This window comes from Nostoc punctiforme PCC 73102, assembly GCF_000020025.1.
Classification (GTDB): Bacteria; Cyanobacteriota; Cyanobacteriia; order Cyanobacteriales; family Nostocaceae; genus Nostoc; species Nostoc punctiforme.
Genome location: NC_010628.1, coordinates 6,380,007 through 6,402,642, shown reverse-complemented (window position 1 = coordinate 6,402,642; position 22,636 = coordinate 6,380,007). Strand labels below are relative to the sequence as shown.

Here is a 22,636-nt window from a genome sequence, read left to right as displayed (position 1 = left end):
ACGGTTTCATTTACAATATAAACAAATCAGAAGTATTTTATAAGCTAGTAGCCACAGGGGATTAAGACCTTTTCCTCTAAAAAACTAGCCAAAAATATTTCTCCTTAATGATTTGTTTATTGAATTTATGAACTTCTCGCCACAGTTAATTGCTTTAGGTGAGTACCTAGCTGGTGAATTTGATAATCGGGAACAAGCTATAGAAGAACCAGTTTGGTATGTCCATCTCCGAATGTGGCAAAGACCAGTGAACTTGTTTACAGAAGATAGCATCACCTTGTTTGCCGAACAAGCTAGCGTGATTAACCTAGATAAACCTTACCGCCAGAGAATTATGCGGTTGCGTCAGGGCAGCAACTCTGACACATCTCTGGAAGTACAATACTATATACCTCAAGATCCCGATGCATTAAGAGGTGCAGGCAATAATCCTGCTCTATTGAACACATTGTCAGCCAAACAATTAGATTTACTACCAGGTTGTGTCCTAACAGTAACTCACGAAGCATTAGCTGGCGATCGCTATAAGTTTACCGCCACACCACAACCTGAGACTCGTTGCAGCTTTACTTATCTTGGTAATAGCATCTATGTTTCCTTGGGGTTTGAAACCACTGCGGCTGAATTTCACAGCTACGACAAAGGAATCGATCCAGAAACTGGAAAAGCAACTTGGGGAGCGATTATGGGCCCTTATCGCTACACCAAGCGGAATCAGTATTCAATAAGATAAACCTATCTATCATTCATGAGTTACGAGTTATGAAGTTTAAATTAACTCCTAACTCTTTTTTAGCTAGCGATGCTACGAGGTACACCTTCTAAAGCTTCCTCTTCTGTTTCAAAAATTTCGAAGACAGTATCCATCATCGTTACTTCAAACACGAGTTTGGCTTCTGGATGTACATTGCAGATGCGGAAACTGCCTTTGACTTTATCCGCATCACGCATTCCAGCCACCAAAGACGTGAGACCAGAACTATCAATAAAATTTACCTGAGCCAGATTTACAACTACATGGCGGCTGAGTTTGGAAATACACTCTTGTAACTTCAGGCGAAATTGCCAAGCGGTGGTAATGTCGAGGCGACCAGCTGGTGTCAGGACAATAACGGTGTTTCCGTCTTGAGTTGTATAAGTTTTTTGGTCTATATGAATCACTAAAGCCCTCCCCGTGGCATTCTTCTTAAGATTAGCTAGTTACAGAATTGTCTAATGCTGTCACTTGAGATTAACAAGCTATAGCTAAAATTGTCACCTTTTTCTGCTAAGTGCTTAACTTTAGTAGTTTAACTCACCAAATAAGTGCTGAGTAGCAATTTAAAGCGAGGGGGAGTGTGGAAGATGAGAAGGATGAGGGAGATAGGGAGGAATTCCTAACTCCTAACTCAGCACCCAGAACGGACTAAACGCCCCGCGATCGCTAACAGCACCCTGCACTCAGCACTATTTGGGTGTCCAGTTAATCCAATCTTGGGGCTTAAGGAAGGTTTCATACAACTCCGCTTCGGGGGAATTGGGTTCTGGTTGATAACCGTATTCCCAGCGCACTAAAGGCGGTAAAGACATGAGAATTGATTCGGTGCGTCCGTTTGTTTGCAGACCAAAAATAGTACCTCGGTCATAAACCAAGTTAAATTCTACATACCGTCCCCGGCGATAGAGTTGAAAATTCCGTTGGCGATCGCCATATTCCATCCCATGCCGCCGTTCTACAATAGGTACATAGGCTGGTAAAAATGCTCTGCCACAGCCTTGCACAAAAGCAAACAAATCTTCCCAATTGCGGGTTGCTGGTGTTCCCACCTGGTTGCTATAAATAGCCGCTTCCCCATTGGGATTTGGCCCGCGATATAAAGCACCTTGACCATCTTGGTAATCAAAAAACAAACCACCTACACCCCGTGTCTCATCACGATGCTTGAGGTAAAAATATTCATCACACCATTTCTTAAATACTGGGTAATACTCTGGGTGGTGTTTGTCACAGGCCTGTTTTAATGTTTTGTGTAAATGTGCCGCATCTTCAGCGAAGGGGTAATAAGGTGTCAAGTCAATACCACCACCAAACCACCACACTGGCCCCGCTTCAAAGTAGCGATAATTTAGATGAACTGTGGGCACGTAAGGATTGTGAGGATGTAATACCATTGAAGTACCCGTGGCATAAAAGCCATGTCCTGCGGCTTCAGGGCGTTGGGTTAAAATTGAGGCTGGCAAATGGGAACCCCAAACTTCAGAAAAGTTTACACCTGCTTGTTCAAATATTGCACCTTCTCGCAGCACGCGCGATCGCCCTCCACCCCCTTCAGGGCGTTCCCAACTATCTTCATTAAACTTAGCCACACCATCTAGTTTTGCCAATGATTCAGTAATTTCGTCTTGCAGTTGTTTCATAAACTGACTGACTCTAATCTGAGCGTCAGGTGCTGGCAAAGACTTGGATGATTCTGCTGCTACAGTTGGTGTTTGCGAGTTGGTCAACATAGATTCCCGAACCTAAATTACAATTTCCAGAAAGCCACAAATTTCTTAATTTTAAAAATTTGGGGGAAACACGCGCCAACAATCAAGCTCTATTTGCCCAACCCGCTTTTTTCTTACTGGTTAAGCATTTATACGATTGATGGCCATCACTAGAGTTATTTTCCCTCAAATGCGTATAGGCTTGTATATTGACTGAGTTTTATTTTGTTAATTTTAACTATTTCGCTCATTTGGTACTTCAGGAACTGAGCGTAGTTGCACACAATACCAGAGTTACCAGAAAGTGTCTAGGGAGGAGGATTAGGAAAATGCAAGATTGGTTATCCAAATTCATCCACCGCAAACGTCGTCGGTTTTGCGCTTCTCTGGTGCGGACATATCGAGAGATTAGTTCTGCTTCTGTAGATGAACTGTGGCAAAAAGTTGCTGACTTAACAGATGTTTCTTGGCATCCACTACTTAAGAGTACTAATGTACCCTACGGTTTAGTACCCAAACCAGGATTGATTTTTCATGCTGTAACACGCTTTTCGCCAATTCCCATCCGTATTTTTGTGGAGCGCGTCAATCCTAGAGAAATGCTGAGTATCCGAGTGCTGGCAATTCCAGGAATAGAAGAACGGGTGACTTATCAAGTAGAGTCAACGGTTTGTGGCACTTGTTTATCTTATTCTGTAACCCTACGGGGTTGGTTATCGCCCCTGATTTGGTCTTTATCCCGTCCTTATGTAGACCGCGTAGCACGGTCTTTAGTAGAAGCAGCAGAAAAGACGGCATTGCCAACGGTATCAGGGAAGAAGAAATCTCTTGATGACAGTTGTTTTGATTTTTAGGTAAAGGGGAGTGGGAAGAGGGCAGGGAGCAGGGAGCGGGGGAGGTAGGAAGACAAGGGGGACAAGGGGGAATTATTGAAAAAGCCTCTCTCTTGTCTCCCCCCTCTTCCTTGTCTCCCTTGTCTCTTCTTCATGCTCAATGCCCAATGCCCAAAGAAAGTTAATATTCTATTAGGTAATAATTCCATTTGCTAAGTTTTATTACGGCATTGACAGTGAAAACACTAAGCTGACCTTACTTAAGAAAACATCGAGTTAATAGCTAAGATGTTCGCCACAAGTGTATTTATTCATTTTGAATTTTGAATTTTTATGTACGATGTCCTCGATTCTCGCTCTATCCTAGAAATTTTGCGTCCAGTGGAAGACCCAGAACTCCGCAAAAGTCTGGTGGAACTGAATATGATTCGCAACGTCAAAATTGACGGTGGCAAGGTTAGTTTCACTTTAGTGTTGACTACTCCTGCCTGTCCTTTACGCGAATTTATCGTTGAAGACTGTCAGAAAGCTGTCAAAAAGCTACCGGGTGTTACAGATGTCAGCATAGAAGTTACGGCAGAAACACCCCAACAAAAAAGTTTACCCGATCGCACTGGCATTTCTGGTGTAAAAAATATTATTGCTGTTTCCAGTGGCAAAGGTGGCGTTGGTAAAAGTACAGTGGCGGTGAATGTAGCAGTGGCTCTAGCTCAAACTGGGGCGAAAGTTGGGTTGTTAGACGCTGATATTTACGGCCCCAACGATCCCACTATGCTGGGTCTAGCTGATGCCCAAATTGTGGTACGTTCCACTGAAACAGGTGACATTCTGGAACCTGCTTTTAATCACGGTGTCAAATTAGTTTCAATGGGCTTTTTGATTGACCGAGATCAACCAGTCATTTGGCGGGGGCCTATGCTCAATGGCGTAATTCGCCAGTTTCTCTATCAAGTGCAATGGGGAGAACTGGATTATTTGATTGTAGATATGCCACCGGGAACCGGAGATGCTCAGTTAACTTTAACTCAAGCAGTGCCAATGGCCGGGGCGGTAATTGTCACCACACCGCAAACTGTAGCCCTATTAGATTCTCGCAAGGGATTGCGGATGTTCCAGCAGATGAATGTCCCGGTATTGGGGCTCGTGGAAAATATGAGCTATTTTATCCCCCCCGATCAACCAGATAAGCACTATGACATCTTTGGTTCCGGTGGAGGCTCCAAAACCGCCGCCGAATTGGGAGTGCCACTGCTGGGGTGCGTGCCACTAGAGATTTCCACACGAGTTGGCGGTGACAGTGGTGTGCCCATAGTTGTTGGCGATCCAGATTCAGCATCGGCAAAAGCATTAACTGCGATCGCTCTTACCATTGCTGGTAAAGTATCAGTTGCTGCATTGACATAATTAATTTTAATTTCTATCAGCTTCCTGGGCTATGTTCTGGGAATACTAAAGATCGGGTATGGGACATAGGGCATGGGAACAAGGAAGACAACTCAATAGATCAGAACTTTATAGGGAGTAGGGACAACGAGAGCAAGCAATGCCCAATACTTCGGCTTCGCCCTTCTCTACGAGAGGCTGCGCACTAAGCGTAGCTATGCCACAGGCTTTACGGCTACGCTCAGGACAGGCTCAGTACAAGTGCCCAACGACCCATACCCAACACTTCAAAAAGTCTAAATTGGCACAATGTTATTAAAACGATCGCTCCCCAAAATTCGCTGGAAGTCTTGGGTTAAGCCCTGGCAGAATGTAGATTGGCTACTATTTTGTTTGCCAGTTGCTATCAGTATCTTTGGTGGCATCATGATCCTCAGTACGGAACTGAAGCAGCCAGTAACTGACTGGTGGTGGCACTGGATGGTAGCGGGTATCGGCGTGGTTATAGCCCTATTTTTATCTCGCATCCGCTACGAACTCTTAATGCAGTGGCACTGGGTAACATACTCACTAACGAATTTCAGCTTAATCGCGGTGATGATAGCTGGTACTAGCGCTAAAGGGGCACAGAGGTGGATTAGTATCGCCGGCTTTAACGTGCAACCCTCAGAATTTGCCAAAGTCGGCATGATCGTTACCTTAGCAGCTTTGCTACACAGGCGTACTGCTTCTAGCCTTGAAGGTGTTTTTCGGGTTCTGGCAATTACTGCCATACCTTGGGGATTAGTATTTTTGCAGCCAGATTTAGCAACATCATTGGTATTTGGTGCGATCGTCTTAGGAATGCTTTATTGGGCAAATGCTAACCCAGGCTGGTTAATTCTGCTGATTTCTCCTGTAGTTGCCGCCATTTTGTTTAGTATATCTTGGCCTTTATCAGAGCCGATAATTTTATTCAAAGAACTATCTTTTGGCCCATTAGGAATAGTTTGGTCATTTGCGATGGCTATTGTGGGCTGGCAAACTCTTCCCTGGCGTAGATTTGGTTGCGGTGCGATCGGTGCCTGGACTCTCAATATATTGGGTGGCGAATTAGGAGTCTTCGCTTGGAACCATATTTTAAAACCGTATCAAAAAGCTCGGTTAACTGTATTCATGGATCCCGATCACGATCCACTCGGTGCTGGGTATCACTTAATCCAATCTCGTATTGCCATTGGTGCTGGTGAAATTTGGGGATGGGGTCTATTCAAGGGGCCAATGACGCAACTGAATTTTGTACCCGAACAGCATACAGACTTTATTTTCTCCGCAGTCGGAGAAGAATTCGGTTTTGTTGGTTGTTTGTTAGTGCTGTTTGTCTTCTGCTTAATTTGCCTCCGTCTGCTGCATGTTGCCCAAACCGCCAAAGATAACTTTGGTTCCTTATTGGCTATTGGCGTTTTGTCTATGATCGTGTTTCAGGTGATTGTGAACGTTGGCATGACTGTAGGTTTAGCACCTGTGGCAGGAATACCTTTACCTTGGATGAGTTATGGGCGTTCTGCTATGCTGACCAACTTCATTTCCTTGGGAATAGTAGAATCGGTAGCAAATTTTCGCCAAAGGCAGAAGTATTATTGATTCGTCATTAGTCATTTGTAAGAACCAACGACAAATGACTAATAACAAGTATTAAGCTATTAAAAGGAAACAAGCGAGGCTAAAAACATGATTCTGCCTGGAGCAACTGTTCGCGTCAAGAATCCCGCAGATACCTATTATCGCTACGAAGGACTCGTACAACGACTGACCGATGGCAAAGTAGCCGTATTATTTGAAGGTGGTAACTGGGATAAATTAGTTACCTTTCGCCTGAGCGAGTTGGAACTTGTAGAGACCATAGCCGGACGGAAAAAAGCCAAATAAGATTAGTCATTAGTCATTTGTCCTTTGTCCTTTGGCAAAAACTAATGACTAATGACCCTTACGGGTGACGCTCGTTCCTCGCTAACGCTGCGCTAACGCCAGTCACTCATGGGGGAAACCCCCATCGCACAGCGTCTCGTAGAGAAGATCGCGCTGGCTCACCAATGACTAATGACTAAATTACTATGCGCCTCCCACTACCACAGTTTGCTACTGGCGATCGCCATCCCAACCACATTGCGGAGGTGATTGAAACTACTAGTACTGAATTTCTAGCTCAGTGTTTGGAACCAGAAGATTTGAGCTTTCCCTCCATGCCACCCTTTGGTAGTTGGGTTTGTTCTGTGGATGAAGAATCTGGGAATCAAGTTTATGGTGTGGTATATTATGCCACTACTATGCCTATAGATTCAGTACACCGAGCTAGGGCTTTGGGGTTGTCACTGCAAGACTTACGCGAGGAACAACCCCAGATATTTGCCATGTTGAGAACAGAATTTCGAGCTGCGATCGTGGGATTTGAACAATCTTCCCAAAATCGAGGTTATAACCAAAGAATATATCAGTATCTACCACCCCGTCCCCCGCAAATTCATCAAGCTGTTTATCGGTGTGAACCAGAAGCGATCGTTAAATTTACTGAAGAACTAGATTTTTTGCGGACATTGCTTTGTATAAACGGTGCGCCAGTCGAGTCCTTGACCGCAGCTGCTATTCGAGATGTATACCAGTTACGCAAAGCTGACCGAGAATGGCTAATTAAAGCTGGACGTAACCTAAGCGTACTACTTAAAGACGACTACGATCGCTTGCGGTTTATTTTAAGTCAAATCCATCCGTAGGTAGTTAGTTCTTAGACAATTACCTAGTTACTGTAAGTTAATATTTTTAATTTTTCGTCAGGTGGCTGACCCATTTTATATCCATCAGGCGATCGCCCCAAGGTAATCGCAGTTTTACCATAGCCCCTTCAATTCCTACCTATGGAACTCATATCACAAGTTCTTGTTCTGGAACCAACTTCCCAAGTTCTTGGCAAGCAACCAATTGTTCCCTTTGCTATTTTGCTGGTGATTATCTTAGTTATCCCCATCATGTTTGAGCGGCTAAGATTACCAGAATTAGTGGGTTTGATTTTTTCAGGGCTAGTACTTGGGCCTTCAGGCTGGAATTTATTTCAGTCTGACTCACTGATGATTAACCTGCTATCAGACATTGGGTTAATTTATTTACTGTTTGTCGCAGGGCTAGAAGTTGATCTCGAAAAGTTCCGTCGGCAAAAAAGTCGTGCCTTTGGGTTTGCTAGCTTGACTTTCATTGTCCCCCTGATAATGGGAACCTTAGTAGGGCTGATTTTAGGCTATGGCTGGAATACTTCAATTTTAATTGGCTCTTTATTCACTTCCTATACTCTTTTGGCATATCCCATAATCAGCCGTTTGGGAGTAGTAAACAATGAAGCTGTTACTGTCACCATTGGAGCTAAGATTTTTACAGATATTGGGGCAGTGCTGATCTTAGGTGTTTGTGTAGGCATCACCCATGCTGGAGCATTTAGCTTTGCTAAACTACTCACGTTGTCGGGTTGGTTAATTATTTACTCTGTTGCCGTTGTTACAGGCTTTGATTGGGCAGGTAAGGAATTTTTCAAGCGGTCTGGAGATGATGAAGGAAACAAGTTTTTGTTTGTATTACTTTCCGTATTTCTGGCAGCTGTAGGCGCTCAATTGATTGGGGTAGAAAAAATTGTTGGTGCTTTTTTAGCTGGTTTGGCGGTGAATGAAGCTGTGGGTGAAGGTCCAGTCAAAGAAAAGGTAGTATTTATTGGCAGTGTGTTGTTTATTCCCATTTTCTTTGTTGACCTTGGCTTACTGATCGATCTACCCGCCTTTGTGAACAACCTGGATACGCTCAAGTTAACGCTGTTGATAATAGTCGGTTTGATTGCCAGTAAATTGATTGCAGCTTTGTTGACAAAACTGGTTTACCGCTATAGGTGGCAAGAAACGTTAACCATCTGGTCGCTATCACTTCCCCAGGTTGGTACAACCTTAGCAGCTACGTTAGTGGGATACCGGGCTGGGTTGCTGCCACTAGAAGTATTACACAGTGTCATTGCCTTAATGGTTGTCACATCAACCTTGGGGCCTTTGATAACCAGTCGAATAGCTGTTGGTTTGAATTCCTTACCAGAGGAAGATCCAGCACCACCTCTACTTGACCAGAATGCACCAGAGACAGACAGCGCTTTTACGATAGTCGTACCTGTCTATAATCCTCATACTGAACTGCATTTAATTGAAATGGCGGCGTTATTAGCGCGTCAGTCTCAGGGGAAAATTATACCACTGGCGATCGCGACTGCTGCGGCTCAGATGGATGCACCACAGTTAGAAGCTTCTCTACAACGCAGTGAGCAATTATTGACCAAAGCCACGACACACAGTCGAGTATTGGGCGTCGTCGCAGAACCAATGCTGCGAATTGATGATGCCTTTGCTCAAGGAATTAGCCGAGCCGCCCGCGAACGAAAGGCTAATTTAATTGTGATGGGTTGGGGTAAACGGACTGGGTTACGAGCGCGCTTATTTGGGAATGTGATTGATGGTGTGCTTTGGGCATCCCATTGTCCAGTAGCAGTAACACGTCTAGTAGAATCACCTAAAAAAATTCAGCGTATCTTAGTACCAGTAGAAAACTTAACAGCACCCATACTACAGCCTGTACAATTTGCCCAGATGCTGGCAGAGGCAAATCAGAGCCACATTACTGTGCTAAATGTGTGCGATCGCCGCACTAGTTCCAGTAAAATTGCTTGGAGGCGATCGCATCTCTCCCTAATGGTATCTAATTTAGCTTTGGCTAATGCCCCAGAAATTCAAATTATCGCTCATGAAAATGTTGCTCAAGCAATTTTGCAAGCAGCACGATTATATGATTTAGTAGTTTTACCTTTTATACGTAATCGTACCAGTCCTGGAGGGTTAGCCATTAGCGATGTTACAACCCAGTTAGCCAGACAACTAACCTGCTCCATTGTTATGCTTGGAGAACCGCAGCGCACTCAAACCACAAATTTAGTTATGTCTAATCCGGTTACTAGTATTACATCTGCTGTGTAATATCACGCAGATTTTAGTCTATCTGAGTGAACTGGGGCTGCAATCTGTATTGAAAAAAAGCTTTCAACAAAAGAATTGATTGTAGGAATATCTGTATATTCTTACAGTCAATTCTTTGCTGCTTTGCATCCAACTTAGAACAGCAATAACCGTAAAAATATTTTATATTATTGAAGATTTGATGAACTTTAAGTGGAAAACTAACAATATTGAGACTAAGTTTGTTATTTTGCTAGTTAAATTGTTAAAAAAGCAGGTAAAAACATCATAAAACTATAACCATAGAAAAATAAGTAATTTCAACAACACTTTTTGATTAAGCCTTCTTTTTTGAGTTCTGTATTTTTGTCTCCAAGCTGGGTAATCTAAAAGTAAGTGCAATAAGTACTGAAAATATTTGTAAGTAACTGGGAAACTATGAGAATTTTGGTGACGGGCGGTGCTGGGTTTATTGGTTCCCATCTCATCGACCGATTAATGACCGAGGGGCATGAATTAATATGCTTGGATAACTTTTACACTGGCCATAAACGTAACATTCTTAAATGGTTAGGTCATCCGTATTTTGAACTGATCCGTCACGATATTACCGAACCAATTCGGTTAGAAGTGGATCAAATTTATCATTTAGCTTGCCCTGCTTCACCAGTACATTACCAGTACAACCCAGTTAAAACCGTTAAGACTAACGTTATGGGAACCCTGAATATGTTGGGGCTGGCTAAACGTGTGAAAGCTAGGTTTTTCTTGGCTTCAACTAGCGAAGTATACGGAGATCCAGAAGTTCATCCCCAAACTGAAGAGTATAGGGGTAGCGTCAATCCCATTGGGATACGTTCATGCTACGACGAAGGTAAAAGAATTGCTGAGACTTTAGCATTTGATTACTACAGACAAAATAAAGTTGATATTCGAGTTGTGCGAATATTTAATACCTACGGCCCGAGAATGTTAGAAAACGATGGTCGGGTAGTAAGCAATTTTATAGTTCAAGCCTTGCGAGGTAATCCTTTAACTGTTTATGGCGATGGTTCGCAAACTCGGAGTTTTTGCTATGTTTCCGATTTGGTAGAAGGATTCATCCGCCTGATGAATGGCGACTATGTTGGCCCAGTAAATTTGGGTAATCCTGGAGAATACACGATTTTACAATTGGCACAAGCTGTGCAGAACATGATCGATCCAGACGCACAGATTAAATTTGAGCCACTACCTTCGGACGATCCGCGTCGTCGCCAGCCTGATATTACTAAGGCAAAGACTTTGTTAAATTGGGAACCTACCATTCCTCTGCAAGAAGGGTTAAAACTGACAATAGAAGATTTCCGCGATCGCATTCAAGGCGATGTCAATAATTCAACCAACTAAGTAGCGCCTAGCGTCGCTCTGAATTTTCATGCAGGCTTACCCAAAGGGTAGCTGGTATGCTTAGTTACTGAGTTTTGTAACTGTGTGTTATGTGTCATATTGATAACTTCTTTTTGAAGACTACACCCAAAAAATTAGGGAGTTAAAGAATGCGTGTTTGCGTTATTGGTACTGGCTACGTTGGTTTAGTTACAGGTGCTTGCTTGGCTCATATTGGACATGATGTAATTTGCGTAGACAACAACGAAGAAAAAGTTAAGTTAATGAAGTCTGGGCAGTCCCCAATTTTTGAGCCGGGACTCTCAGAGATTATGCAGTCTGCCATCCAAACACAGAAGATTCATTTTACAAGCGATCTGGCTGCTGGAGTTTCCCACGGAGAAATTCTGTTTATTGCTGTGGGAACACCACCTTTACCCACTGGTGAAAGTGATACTCGTTACGTTGAAGCTGTAGCCCGTGGGATTGGGGAAAATCTCAACGGTGGTTATAAGGTGATAGTGAATAAGTCTACAGTCCCCATTGGCTCAGGTGACTGGGTGCGGATGCTTGTTTTAGATGGGATTGTAGAGCGGCAAAAAACATTGGTACCCGCAGGTGGAGTACCGAGTGATGAGAAATTATCTGAGTTTGCAGCCGAGTTTGATGTAGTGAGCAATCCAGAATTTTTGCGCGAAGGTTCGGCAGTTCACGACACTTTCAACCCCGATCGCATTGTACTAGGAGGCAATAGCCAAAGAGCAGTAGCCTTAATGGAACAACTGTATGACCCAATTGTCCAACGCAAGTACGCTGAAGATCAATCTTTGCCCCCAGTGCCAATTTTGGCAACAGACTTGAGTTCGGCGGAGATGATTAAATACGCCGCTAATGCCTTTTTAGCCACTAAAATTAGTTTTATTAACGAAGTTGCTAATATTTGCGATCGCGTCGGTGCTGATGTCACCCAAGTAGCTAAAGGTATTGGTTTAGACTCCCGCATTGGTAACAAGTTTTTACAAGCTGGTATTGGTTGGGGTGGTTCCTGCTTTCCCAAAGATGTCTCGGCTCTGATTCATACTGCTGATGACTATGGTTATGAAGCCCAGTTACTAAAATCTGCCGTTAGTGTTAACGAACGCCAACGCTTGATTGCTCTGGAGAAACTCCAACAAGTTCTGAAAATTCTCAAAGGCAAAACAGTCGGACTACTCGGACTGACCTTCAAGCCAGATACCGATGACTTACGCGATGCTCCAGCCCTCATTTTAATTGAGCAGCTAAACAGACTAGGAGCCAAAGTTAAAGCCTACGATCCAATTATTTCCCAAACAGGTATGCGTCATGGTCTTTCTGGGGTGCTAGTAGAAACAGATGCCGAAAGATTAGCTGACGGCTGCGATGCCTTAGTACTCGTCACCGAATGGCAGCAGTTTAGCACTCTCGACTATCTGAAGATGGCAAAATTGATGGCCCACCCCGTTATCATCGATGGTCGTAACTTCCTCGACCCCGAAACACTTATACGCGCTGGATTCCAATATGTAGGCGTAGGAAGGCAGAGAGTTAGGAGTTAGGGGTGATAAGTAAAAATGAATTACAACCTATAATCAATTACTCCGAAATCCCTTAAAAACTTGAAGATTTAAAATACCGCCTAGAATAGTCTAGGCGGTATTTAATTTGTTTAAAGTTTTACACAAAGCTGCTCAGAAAAACTTTACTTTGATATTTTACGTGTTCATTTCATATTAGCTGCTACTTGGAATACGCTCGATTTCAGCATATCCACTAAAAATAAGTTTTTGACCTTCAGTTTCTAATCGGTTGAGCCGCATTTTCACTCCATCGAGGTCAAAACGATCCAAATCAACCATATTATCTAAAATTTCTACCAGCGCTACGCTCAAGGTTTGCGAAATTTCCCTTTGTGCTTCTGGCACTTGGTCAAGTTCCATTTTTGGATCTTTGAAAGAAACTCGCCGCCGTCTTTCAATGCCTATAGTTAGAATCATGCTCAGGGGCACAAGTTCGCCATTGTTTAAATCTGCTTTTGCTACAACCTGCAACCGATTTTCAGGTAATAGTTGTACCTGAACATCCGTAAAGGAAACGGGTTCACCGCCAGATAATGCCGTCAGGGAGGGTACGGTGAGGTTAAGCAGACGCTTTTTCACCAGTTCCGCACTAAAGGCTTGGTTGATGCCTACTTCTGATAGAATTACTTGAGCGATCGCTTGAGTGGGTTGCTTAAGACTAAGTTTGCCCTTTAAAACCGAGCCGAAGTCAATAGCTACCGCATCAGTTTCAAAAGACATCTCTTCTACTGCAAAATCTCTCCGAATCACCAAGCCACGACCGCTCATTTTGAAGCTATCAATGCTGCCTTGCAAGAGCTTGCTGGAGGGGTAGCAGCGCACAAAGACTTCTACTGACTCGCTTTGGGTAAACAGGTGGCGAATCGTTTGGCTGGCGACCGTGTTGAGCATCCGCTCACCCCAATCAGTGCCTTTAGGATCTTGTAAACCAGTAAGTCCGCCGAACATGTGGTTTTGGGTCTCTAGAAGTTCTTTGTACTTTTGTAACAAATCGTGAAGAATACAGCAAGCGATCCCGTGATTAATTGTGCTGATGGGTAGGAGTTGGATAGCTGATGGTTAGAAGCCAAATGTGTTAAATGTTACTTTTTATCTAGCGAGTGGAAATAATTGAACTAAGTTATTGCTAACATTCTCACCACTACTAAGTATGATACAGCCATTATCTTCTTCACTATAGAAAATATTAATATGATAGTGTTTCATCCTTAGGTCAGTATTGCCACCAAAATTCGAAGCAAGTCGTCTATGTCAGCAGGAACACGATATAAATTGAGGTCTTGAGTTTATTTGTTTACTTTCTCGATTCAATAGAGCAAATTGCCAAATATCCTCTGTAGAAACAGCCCCTTGTAAATTTGACTCTTGAGAATCAGTCCACGCATCAATAGCAATCAGTTCTACAGCAAGCTGGGTAAAACCTCTTGCTAAATTAGCATTTTTAGCTTCTACAACCAAGAGTTTATGGTCTGCGTGCAAATAATAATCAAGAGAACCTTTTAATTGTTCTGTAACTATAAGAGGATATTCGATTCTAAGTTGGGCTTGAGTGTAATGAACAACATCCAATAAAATTGGTGCAATTAGTAACTCTCTGCGGGCTGCTTCACTAGTCAAACTAATATATGGCAAACTCTCCTCAATCCTAGATTTGAGATTTGCGAGTCTATCTAATTCAATGGTGGACTTTTGTTGATTGAGAGAAGAACGTTTTAAAGAATAGCCAAATTCAGCCAGTATATCTTCTGGCTCGAATGACATCTCAAAATAGCTTCTGAAAGTGTATGAGTGATTAGGTTGAAGTATGGGAGTTTTGCTCATAACTCCATAATTCGTAATTCTTAATTGAGTTTTTTAACATAACATCAGATTTTAAATAGGTTTGATTGTCATACAAGTTGTATGACAAACATAATATAACTCCTACCTCGTCAACAACTTCCGTCGTAGATTATCCAACGCTGCATTTGCACTGACATGACGAATTAAAGCTCGACCTCGCACTGTACCAAACTGATATTCAAAACTTGTCACTTCATCCTTTGGCCCAGCTAAACCAACGTAAACTAAACCCACCGGCTTTGTATCTGTCCCTCCAGTGGGACCAGCAATACCAGTAATACTTAATCCCCAAGTTGTTGCAAGGCGAGTTTTGACTCCAATTGCCATTTGCTCTGCAACAGTTGCACTTACTGCCCCAAATTTATCTAAATCTTCCTGGTTAACCCCTAGCAGCTTAATCTTCACCGAATTGTCATAAGAAATTACGCCACCCCAAAAGTAATCAGAACTCCCAGAAATTTCAGTCAACATTTGCCCTAAACCGCCACCAGTGCAAGATTCTGCCACCGAAAGCGTTTCCTTTGATGCCCGCAATAACTCACCGACAACGGAAGCAAGAGTATCATTATTAACGCCGTAAAAATCTAGTCCGGCAATTTCTTTAAGTTGTTTTTCAATGGGCGCAATTAGGTCTTCTGCGGCTGCTTCGGAAGTGGCTTTAGCAGAAACTCGCAATCTTACTTCCCCCTTACCTGCATAAGGGGCTACTGTCGGATTTGGCAACTTCAAATAGGAAGAAACTTTTTCCGCCAAAGCAGATTCACCAATACCCCAAAACTTTAAACTCCGGCTGTAAATAATTTCTTTACCCCAACCTTGACTTTTGAGAAATGGGACGGCTGTTTCTTCCCACATTGGGTGCATTTCACTGGGAACACCGGGAAAGGTAAAAATTGTGATTTTAGGACGGGGTTGCCAAATAATACCGGGTGCTGTTCCAGTGGGGTTGGGGAGAATTTCTGCACCTTGGGGAATCAAAGCCTGTTTGCGGTTACTTGGTGACATTACCCGACCACGTTGGGCAAATTTCTGGGTTATGTCTTCAATGATTTCTGGGTTTTCTACCAAAGGAGTTTTAAAAAAATCGGCGATGGTTTCGCAGGTGAGATCATCTGGTGTGGGGCCGAGTCCACCAGTGAAAATGAGGATTTGCGCTCTGGAAATAGCAATTTCTATAACTTGCTTCAACCGTTCTGGATTATCCCCAACCACTGTTTGATAGTAATGGGGAATACCTAGCTGCGCTAATTGTTGCGCTAAAAATTGAGCATTGCCGTTGAGGATATCTCCTAGCAGCAATTCAGTACCAACACAAATAATTTCTGCACTCATTGGAATTGGGAATTGGGAATGTGGAATGGGGAATGGGGGAAGAAGAACTATTTACCAATGCCCCATCCCCCATGCCCAATTATGCTAGTGCTGGTACAGGAATTTCCAGGTGAGGATATAAGGGGAAGCGATCGCACAATGCTGCTACCCTTTGCCGACAATCTTGGGTTACTACGTCGGAATCTGGAGAAAGCAGGCGATCGCTAATAATATTTGCAATCTCGGTAAATTCTGCTACTCCTAAGCCCCGTGTGGTCATTGCTGGCGAACCTAACCTCAGACCACTAGTAACAAATGGCGATTGTGGATCGAAGGGAATAGTATTCTTGTTAGCAGTTATATTCACAGTGCTGACTAGCTGATCCGCTTGCTTACCAGTTAGATTTACAGAACGTAAATCCACGAGTAGTAAATGGTTGTCAGTGCCATTTGACACTAATTTTAAACCCCGATTTTGTAGTTGTTCTGCCAAAGCACGAGCATTTTCAATTACTTGAGCAGAATAAGTTTTAAACTCAGGCTTTAGGGCTTCTCCAAAAGCCACTGCCTTACCAGCAATGACGTGTTCCAATGGCCCGCCCTGAGTACCAGGAAAAACAGATTTATCTAGCTTTTTACCTAGTTCTGCATCGCTGGTCAAGATTAAACCACCTCTAGGGCCGCGTAGAGTCTTATGTGTAGTTGTTGTTACTACATGACAATGAGGAATGGGGTCGGGATGAAGACCACTAGCAACTAAACCAGCGATATGAGCAATATCGGCAAGTAAGTAAGCACCGACTTCATCAGCAATACTACGGAATTTTTCAAAATCAATTATCCGGGGATAAGCCGAATAACCACAAATCAAGAGCTTAGGACGCTCCCTCAGCGCCAGCTCCCGAATTTGGTCATAGTCAAGTTGTTCTGTTTGTTGACTGACACCGTAGTGGCTAACTTGAAACCACTTACCTGAGACATTTACAGGTGAACCGTGGGTGAGATGTCCCCCGTGAGACAAATCCATCCCCATAATTTTGTCTCCTGGTTGCAGCAGCGACAGAAACACAGCAAAATTGGCTTGTGCGCCAGAATGGGGTTGCACATTTGCATGAGCAGCGCCAAATATCTGTTTAGCACGATTGATAGCTAGTTGCTCAATTTTGTCGATATACTCACAACCGCCATAGTAGCGTTTACCAGGTAATCCCTCGGCATATTTATTTGTCAGTACTGAACCTTGAGCAGCTAGTACAGCAGCAGAGGTAAAGTTTTCGCTAGCAATCAACTCCAAGTGATCTCGCTGGCGTTGTAGTTCGTCGTTGATTAACTCCGCGATCGCTGGATCGGTGGAGGAAAGAAAGTCTGAATTAGTCCTAGTCACTTCAATTATCCTTATGGAAATTTGTACAACGGCTGATTTTGGTTTGGCACAGCACCTAACAGCTTTATAGAGGCGATTAATCGTCTCCGTATTCTAGAGGTTTGTTTGTGCCAACTTATTTATTATTAGGCGTAAGCTTGATTAATGCATTAATTATCATAACGTTGCTTTTTGAAGCTGCACCAGATAATACTTCTGACATAGGCGTAGCCCTTCTCCTGTCGGAGACGCTTCGCGTAGCTTGCTTCCACGAAGCGGTACGGTTGCGCTCAGGAACCACCCGTCGGAGACATCGCTCCTCGGTAGAACAAAAATCTGAACGCTTCGACAATTAATTGTCGGTAATACAACCCTTGCGGAACATGGCTAGGAACCTCTACCCTGGGAAACTTAATCAGTCAGAATTGTGGACAAATGAAAAATCCTTTGAAACTTACCTTTGACAGCGGACAAACAGCATTAGCTATTCGAGTCGATCAACAAGCCGAATTACCAGATGCTCTTGAGCAAATAGGGCTTGGCGGTTCGCGTTCTATTTTAGTAGTGGTAGGGGGTGCAAGTAAAATCAGTGAAGCTGATTTTCTTCGTATTAAACGGTTGTTTACGGAAGTTTTAGCCCCAATAGCCGAAAGTTTGGGTGCTTATGTTGTCGATGGAGGTACGGATGCGGGAGTTATGCAATTGATGGGTGAGGCTCGTAGCCAGATAGGTGCTAAGTTTGCTTTGATTGGTGTAGCACCCGAAAACAAAGTGGCTTTACCTGATCAACAAGAACCCGGTGCTGATTTGACACCGTTAGAGCCAAACCATACTCATTTTGTACTGGTTCCTGGCGATAATTGGGGCGACGAATCACCTTGGATATCTGACGTTGCAACTATGCTGGCCAATAATGCACCTTCAGTAACTGTACTTTTAAACGGTGGTGAGATCACCTTTGATGATGCGTTTTATAGCGTTAATACTGGAAGGTTAGTTGTTGTGATTGCTGGTAGTGGTAGAACCGCAGATATCCTTGCCGATGCCTTGCGTGGAGAGGGTACTGATGAGCGAGCTAAAAAGTTAGCAAAATCTGGTATATTACAATACGTCAACTTGATTGACATCGAGAATGGGGTTAAAAATTTAGGCCAAATAATTAAAGATTTGCTTTCTAAGCAGGAGTGAATAATGGCAAAAAAAGATAGTTATCAGGAATTTTTAAGGGAAGATTTTAACAAGTTATTTGAAGGTATGAATTTAGGCGATGGACAAAAGCATTTTTTGCAATCGCGCTGGTTAGAGCAAGTACTTTGGATGGAAGGTAAGGCTAATTTATCACGAGATCGCCATTATTTTTTGCGGATAACAACTATAATTGGCGGTGTAATTCTCCCAGCACTGGTAAGTTTAAACATTAACACTACTTCTAATTTACAAGTTAACGATAGGGCCAGAAATATCATTATCTGGTCAACTTTTGGTTTGAGTCAAATTGTTGCTATTAGTGCTGCCATTGAAGAGTTTTTTCATTACGGTGAACGTTGGCGACACTATCGTCGTACAGTCGAATCTTTGAAAACCCAAGGGTGGCAATTCTCCCAGTTGACTGGCCCTTATCGTGATTATACAAGCCACCAACAAGCGTTTAATCTTTTTGCGGGTAATGTAGAAGATGTTATTCAACGAGATGTTGAAATATATTCCACTCAAGTTATACAAGAAAAGAAAGAAGAACAACAAAACCAGGAAAACTATATCCTGATGCCAAATGCCAAAATAACCAATTTAGAAGAAAAGAAAGAGGAAAAATAAAATCGGAAAAACAAGATATTGCGAGAGTTATAAGTTGAATTTGCTGTATTTACATATTTTTTTACGAATTACATTAGCGTAGCATTAGCGGTTTGAAAGCGTCATTAAAAATGGTTTTCACGAGGGTTAGGAAGAATCAAGCATCAAACTAAGCTGATTAATTTGAAAGAACTCTCATCTGCGTTGGTGCAGCCATCGATTTTTTAAATAAACTCTCCCCCGTTAGATAAAAACATGAGGAGAGCTAGAACAAAGTTCGGTAGGGTAATCGGGCTACTTAAGTTTTTATTATTTTTAGACTTTATCTTATTCCTCCTAAAGACAGATAAATATTTTATTGGAATTCCATGTTGGTAGCTTTTGAAAAAAATTCCCCATTTCTAGATAGAAATGGGGAAATAGGAGTTAAAGTTCGTCAGGTGATCGGAATATCTATTTATTTTGTCCTGATACTATCTTTCTCAATTCCTCCATTAGAGAGAGAAATACTCTCTCAAAATGTTCAGGTATGTGTTTCTTAGCACTGTCAGGTTAAATTTGGAATTTTGAATCTTTCAATTCCATTATCCAAAATTTAAAATTGAGTGAGCTAATTAACCGCCTTTAGGTACTGTCTCTCCAGGCCCGGCGGTGACAATTACCAGATTTTCTGGCTTAATTAAATCCTCAATTGCCTGTTGCATCTGAGCCATAGTGACTGCTTGAATCCGTTGGGGAAAGTCTCGGATTTCCGATCGTGAAAGTCCCAAGACAGCATTATCCAAAATGATGCTTGATACATTACTGGGATTAGCTAAATCCACGGGGTAGCTATTAGTAAGTGAGCGTTTTGCCGTGTTGAATTCAGCCTCAGTTACTCCTTGTTCGCGCAACTGTTTAAGTAAAGCGAGAGTACTGGCGATCGCTTTTTGGGTATCTCCAGGAGCAGTCTGCATCTGAATCAAGAATGGGCCGGGATTGATGCCGGCGGCAAAACCACTATAGATACCGTAGGTTAGACCGAGGCGATCGCGCACTTCTGTACCCAATCGGCTCGATAAGGTATCACCACCCAAAATTTGATTCAGTATCAGTGCCGCATAATAACGCGGGTCTTTGCGAGAGATGCCGTTGTAGCCGATGTAGGTAACAGCCTCAGCTTTACCAGGAATTATTTTGTTTAAACGTGTCGAAGTTTGCGGTAATGGCACGGATGATATTTTCAGCACAGGTGGCTTACCTGTGGCTTGCCATTTGCCAAATGCCTGATTCAGCAAAGTTTTTACCTTAACTGGATCGAAGTCTCCAACTATTGCGATCGTTGTGCTATCTGGTCGGTAGTATTTCTGATAGAAGCCAAGCAAGTCATCACGACTAATGCTTTTTAAGCTCTCGAATGTAGGAAAGCTATGAAATGGATGATTTTCAGGATAAATTGCCTGCTGGAATACTTGTCGTCCTAGCCCTCTAGGATCATCTAGCTGGACTTTAAGACTTGTCAGTGCCCGTTGACGGCTCAATTCTAGCTGGTCGGCGGGGAAAGTGGCGTTTTCTAACACATCTGCCAGAGTTTGAATCAATATCGGCAGGTTCTTTGAAAGTCCTTCACCGCTAACGTTCACTCCCTCACGGCTAGCACTAAAGCTCAAATCGGCTCCCAGGTCTTCTAAGGTTTTTGCTAGGGTAAGAGCATTTTTAGTCTGCGTCCCATTCATTAAGTTGGCCGCAGTCAAATTCGCTAATCCAGCTTTTTGATTACCATCAAATTCAGTACCAGCGTCAATTTGTCCACTTAGGTTAATGGTGGGGAGGCTGCGATCGCGTAACAACAAAACCCGCAAACCATTATTTAAAGTAAACTCTTCTGGTAGCGATTGTTTGGCCGAATCTGTTGCTGATGTGGCGGGTGGGAGATATTTAGCTAGTTGTGCCGGATCTACAGGTTTACCGGGGCTGAAATTTTCGACTGTGCGCCCAGAACCAGCGCTAGAAGTCCCTGGTTTCCCATCTGGTTGAGTCGGCTCAAAGAAGCCAATGGTTTGTTTAGCCGGATTTAGGTAAGTTTTCGCTACTTTTTGTACTTGGGCTGGGGTGACTTTAGCGATCGCAGCGAGATACTGTTCAATAAAATGATAATCGCCCGCGATCGTTTGGTTATATCCGAGTTGGGTCGCTTGACTAGTAATATCTTGATTACCCAAGATATATGAGGCTTGCAGTTGCGTTTTCGCCCGGGTCAATTCTTCTGTGGTGACAGGCTGCTGTTGCAACTTTCCTAAAGATTCCTGAAGCACCTGGGCAATTTTACTTAACTCTTTACCCGGAGCCGCTGTAGCATTAATTTCATACCAACCTGGTTCAATGAGTTCGGCAGCACCGCCACTTACTGAACTGGCAAGTCCAGATTCTACCAAAGCCTGGTAAAGTCTAGAGCTACGTCCACCTGTGAGAATGGCATCCATCACATCAATTGCCGGCACATCAGGATGCTTGATATCTGGTAAAGGATAGACTGCTTGCAGTAGTGCCGCACTTCCTGGTTGCTTCAAAACAATCGGTGCTTTTTTAGTAGTAGCGGCAACTGGAGAAGATGGGGCGACATTTCCCCTTACATTGCCCTGTTGCGATCGTTTTGCCAACTTCCCATAAGTTTCTTTAACAACTTTGAGTACAGGTTCTGTGGCAAAATCCCCCGTAATTACTAACGTGGCATTTTCTGGGCTGTAGTAGGTTTGGTAATAATTCCGTACCTGCTCTACCGTGAATTTCTCTACATCAGCTTTTGTGCCTCCCACTGGTAAGCCATAAGCTCTGTTAGGGAAAGCATCTCGCATCACTGCCCGACTCAGGCGATAGCCTGGTGAATTTTCGTATCCCTGTAACTCAGAGATCACCACTCGCTTTTCACTTGTGAGTTGTTCAGACCCAACTAAGGAATTTTCCATGCGATCGGCTTCCAGTGTCAACAATGCTTCGAGTCTGTCTCGTTGCACTGTGCCGAAGTAAGCTGTTTCGTCATAACTAGTAAAGGCATTGAACTGGCTACCCAAGGCACTAAACAATCTTCCAAACTGCACTGGGCGGGCAGTTGTACCCTTGAACATCAAATGTTCTAACTGGTGAGAAATGCCATTTTCTCCCTTAACCTCGTTACGGGAACCAACTTTATACCAAACTTGCACACTCACCACTGGAGCAGTATGGACTTCCTTGGTTAGCACTGTTAAGCCGTTGTCCAACACCGTTTTTTTTACCCCTTGGGTGAATGAGACAGCAGATACAGGTGCGACTGCTGTCGGTGTTGCAGCATTTATGAAATTGCTCGAAAAAGGCAAAAAAGTTAGGAGCAGACTCAGAAAAAAACCTAAAAACATATATGAACGTAACTTCATAAGCAATGCCAAATGCAAAATTTCTAATTTTGAAGAAGAATTCAGAAGCAAAGCCGGGGACTCCGCAACTCCGGTCAAAATCAATTAGTAAGAGACTCGCTAACTGTGTGCTACCCACTAGTTGTACAGCATTCATTCTGTAGCTTGCTTCCCTGAAAGGGTATTCTGACCCCTGAATTCTGTTTTGATAAAACAAAACCTTAGTACCATTTCGTGGAAGTGAGAAGACTTAACATTCTCAGCTTTTTTAACATTTTTAATGGTAGCTTTATTTTTC

Annotated in this window: 18 protein-coding genes; 11 read left to right on the top strand and 7 right to left on the bottom strand. The window is 43.1% G+C overall.

Going from position 1 to position 22,636, the window contains the following annotated elements; all coding sequences use genetic code 11:
- The first annotated feature begins 127 nt into the window (after positions 1-127).
- Complete coding sequence (locus tag NPUN_RS26155) at positions 128-733, top strand: chromophore lyase CpcT/CpeT (RefSeq protein ID WP_012411455.1); 606 nt, start codon at positions 128-130, stop codon at positions 731-733.
- Positions 734-792: 59 nt separating this feature from the next.
- Here the strand turns inward: NPUN_RS26155 and NPUN_RS26150 are convergent, their stop codons facing one another.
- Together NPUN_RS26150 and hemF are read right to left on the bottom strand one after the other, a co-directional pair.
- Entirely contained in the window at positions 793-1,161 is a 369-nt protein-coding gene (locus NPUN_RS26150; RefSeq protein ID WP_012411454.1) for an STAS domain-containing protein, read from the bottom strand.
- Between the two features lie 285 nt (positions 1,162-1,446).
- Complete coding sequence (gene hemF / locus NPUN_RS26145) at positions 1,447-2,487, bottom strand: oxygen-dependent coproporphyrinogen oxidase (protein ID WP_012411453.1); 1,041 nt, start codon at positions 2,485-2,487, stop codon at positions 1,447-1,449.
- 308 nt (positions 2,488-2,795) lie between these two features.
- Between hemF and NPUN_RS26140 the strand changes: the two genes are divergently transcribed.
- From NPUN_RS26140 to NPUN_RS26105, 8 genes are all read left to right on the top strand, one after another.
- On the top strand, positions 2,796-3,320 hold the full coding sequence (locus NPUN_RS26140; RefSeq protein ID WP_012411452.1) for an SRPBCC family protein: 525 nt from the start codon (positions 2,796-2,798) through the stop codon (positions 3,318-3,320).
- Between the two features lie 312 nt (positions 3,321-3,632).
- Positions 3,633-4,703, top strand: a complete 1,071-nt coding sequence (locus NPUN_RS26135) for an Mrp/NBP35 family ATP-binding protein (RefSeq protein ID WP_012411451.1) — start codon at positions 3,633-3,635, stop codon at positions 4,701-4,703.
- Positions 4,704-4,991: 288 nt separating this feature from the next.
- Entirely contained in the window at positions 4,992-6,305 is a 1,314-nt protein-coding gene (gene rodA, locus NPUN_RS26130; RefSeq protein WP_012411450.1) for a rod shape-determining protein RodA, read from the top strand.
- Positions 6,306-6,392: 87 nt separating this feature from the next.
- Positions 6,393-6,590 (top strand): NAD(P)H dehydrogenase subunit NdhS, encoded by a 198-nt coding sequence (locus tag NPUN_RS26125; protein ID WP_012411449.1) that lies wholly within the window; start codon positions 6,393-6,395, stop codon positions 6,588-6,590.
- Between the two features lie 185 nt (positions 6,591-6,775).
- A complete protein-coding gene (locus NPUN_RS26120) occupies positions 6,776-7,432 on the top strand; it encodes an HAS-barrel domain-containing protein (protein WP_012411448.1) in 657 nt (218 codons plus the stop codon).
- 141 nt (positions 7,433-7,573) lie between these two features.
- The gene (locus NPUN_RS26115; RefSeq protein WP_012411447.1) at positions 7,574-9,712 is read left to right on the top strand and encodes a cation:proton antiporter domain-containing protein; all 2,139 of its coding nucleotides are present in this window, start codon (positions 7,574-7,576) and stop codon (positions 9,710-9,712) included.
- 417 nt (positions 9,713-10,129) lie between these two features.
- The gene (locus tag NPUN_RS26110; RefSeq protein WP_012411446.1) at positions 10,130-11,080 is read left to right on the top strand and encodes a UDP-glucuronic acid decarboxylase family protein; all 951 of its coding nucleotides are present in this window, start codon (positions 10,130-10,132) and stop codon (positions 11,078-11,080) included.
- A 149-nt stretch (positions 11,081-11,229) separates the two neighbouring features.
- Positions 11,230-12,636, top strand: a complete 1,407-nt coding sequence (locus tag NPUN_RS26105; protein WP_012411445.1) for a UDP-glucose dehydrogenase family protein — start codon at positions 11,230-11,232, stop codon at positions 12,634-12,636.
- Between the two features lie 174 nt (positions 12,637-12,810).
- Here NPUN_RS26105 and NPUN_RS26100 read toward each other — a convergent pair whose 3' ends face one another.
- The 4 genes from NPUN_RS26100 to glyA all read right to left on the bottom strand — a co-directional run bounded on the left by NPUN_RS26100 (position 12,811) and on the right by glyA (position 17,194).
- Positions 12,811-13,605: an LmeA family phospholipid-binding protein gene (locus NPUN_RS26100; protein WP_012411444.1), complete on the bottom strand. Its 795-nt coding sequence runs from the start codon at positions 13,603-13,605 to the stop codon at positions 12,811-12,813.
- A gap of 303 nt (positions 13,606-13,908) precedes the next feature.
- Entirely contained in the window at positions 13,909-14,418 is a 510-nt protein-coding gene (locus NPUN_RS26095) for a hypothetical protein (protein WP_336884911.1), read from the bottom strand.
- Between the two features lie 162 nt (positions 14,419-14,580).
- A complete protein-coding gene (locus NPUN_RS26090) occupies positions 14,581-15,831 on the bottom strand; it encodes a competence/damage-inducible protein A (protein WP_012411442.1) in 1,251 nt (416 codons plus the stop codon).
- Between the two features lie 79 nt (positions 15,832-15,910).
- Positions 15,911-17,194, bottom strand: coding sequence for a serine hydroxymethyltransferase (gene glyA / locus NPUN_RS26085; RefSeq protein ID WP_012411441.1), 1,284 nt, complete (start codon positions 17,192-17,194; stop codon positions 15,911-15,913).
- Positions 17,195-17,608: 414 nt separating this feature from the next.
- Between glyA and NPUN_RS26080 the strand changes: the two genes are divergently transcribed.
- Both NPUN_RS26080 and NPUN_RS26075 read left to right on the top strand, forming a co-directional pair.
- Entirely contained in the window at positions 17,609-18,361 is a 753-nt protein-coding gene (locus NPUN_RS26080) for a hypothetical protein (protein WP_012411440.1), read from the top strand.
- A gap of 3 nt (positions 18,362-18,364) precedes the next feature.
- Positions 18,365-18,988 carry a DUF4231 domain-containing protein gene (locus NPUN_RS26075; protein ID WP_012411439.1) on the top strand — a complete coding sequence of 208 codons (624 nt, stop codon included), beginning with the start codon at positions 18,365-18,367 and terminating at the stop codon, positions 18,986-18,988.
- A gap of 593 nt (positions 18,989-19,581) precedes the next feature.
- Here NPUN_RS26075 and NPUN_RS26070 read toward each other — a convergent pair.
- Complete coding sequence (locus tag NPUN_RS26070; RefSeq protein WP_012411438.1) at positions 19,582-22,359, bottom strand: M16 family metallopeptidase; 2,778 nt, start codon at positions 22,357-22,359, stop codon at positions 19,582-19,584.
- Between the last annotated feature and the right edge of the window lie 277 nt (positions 22,360-22,636).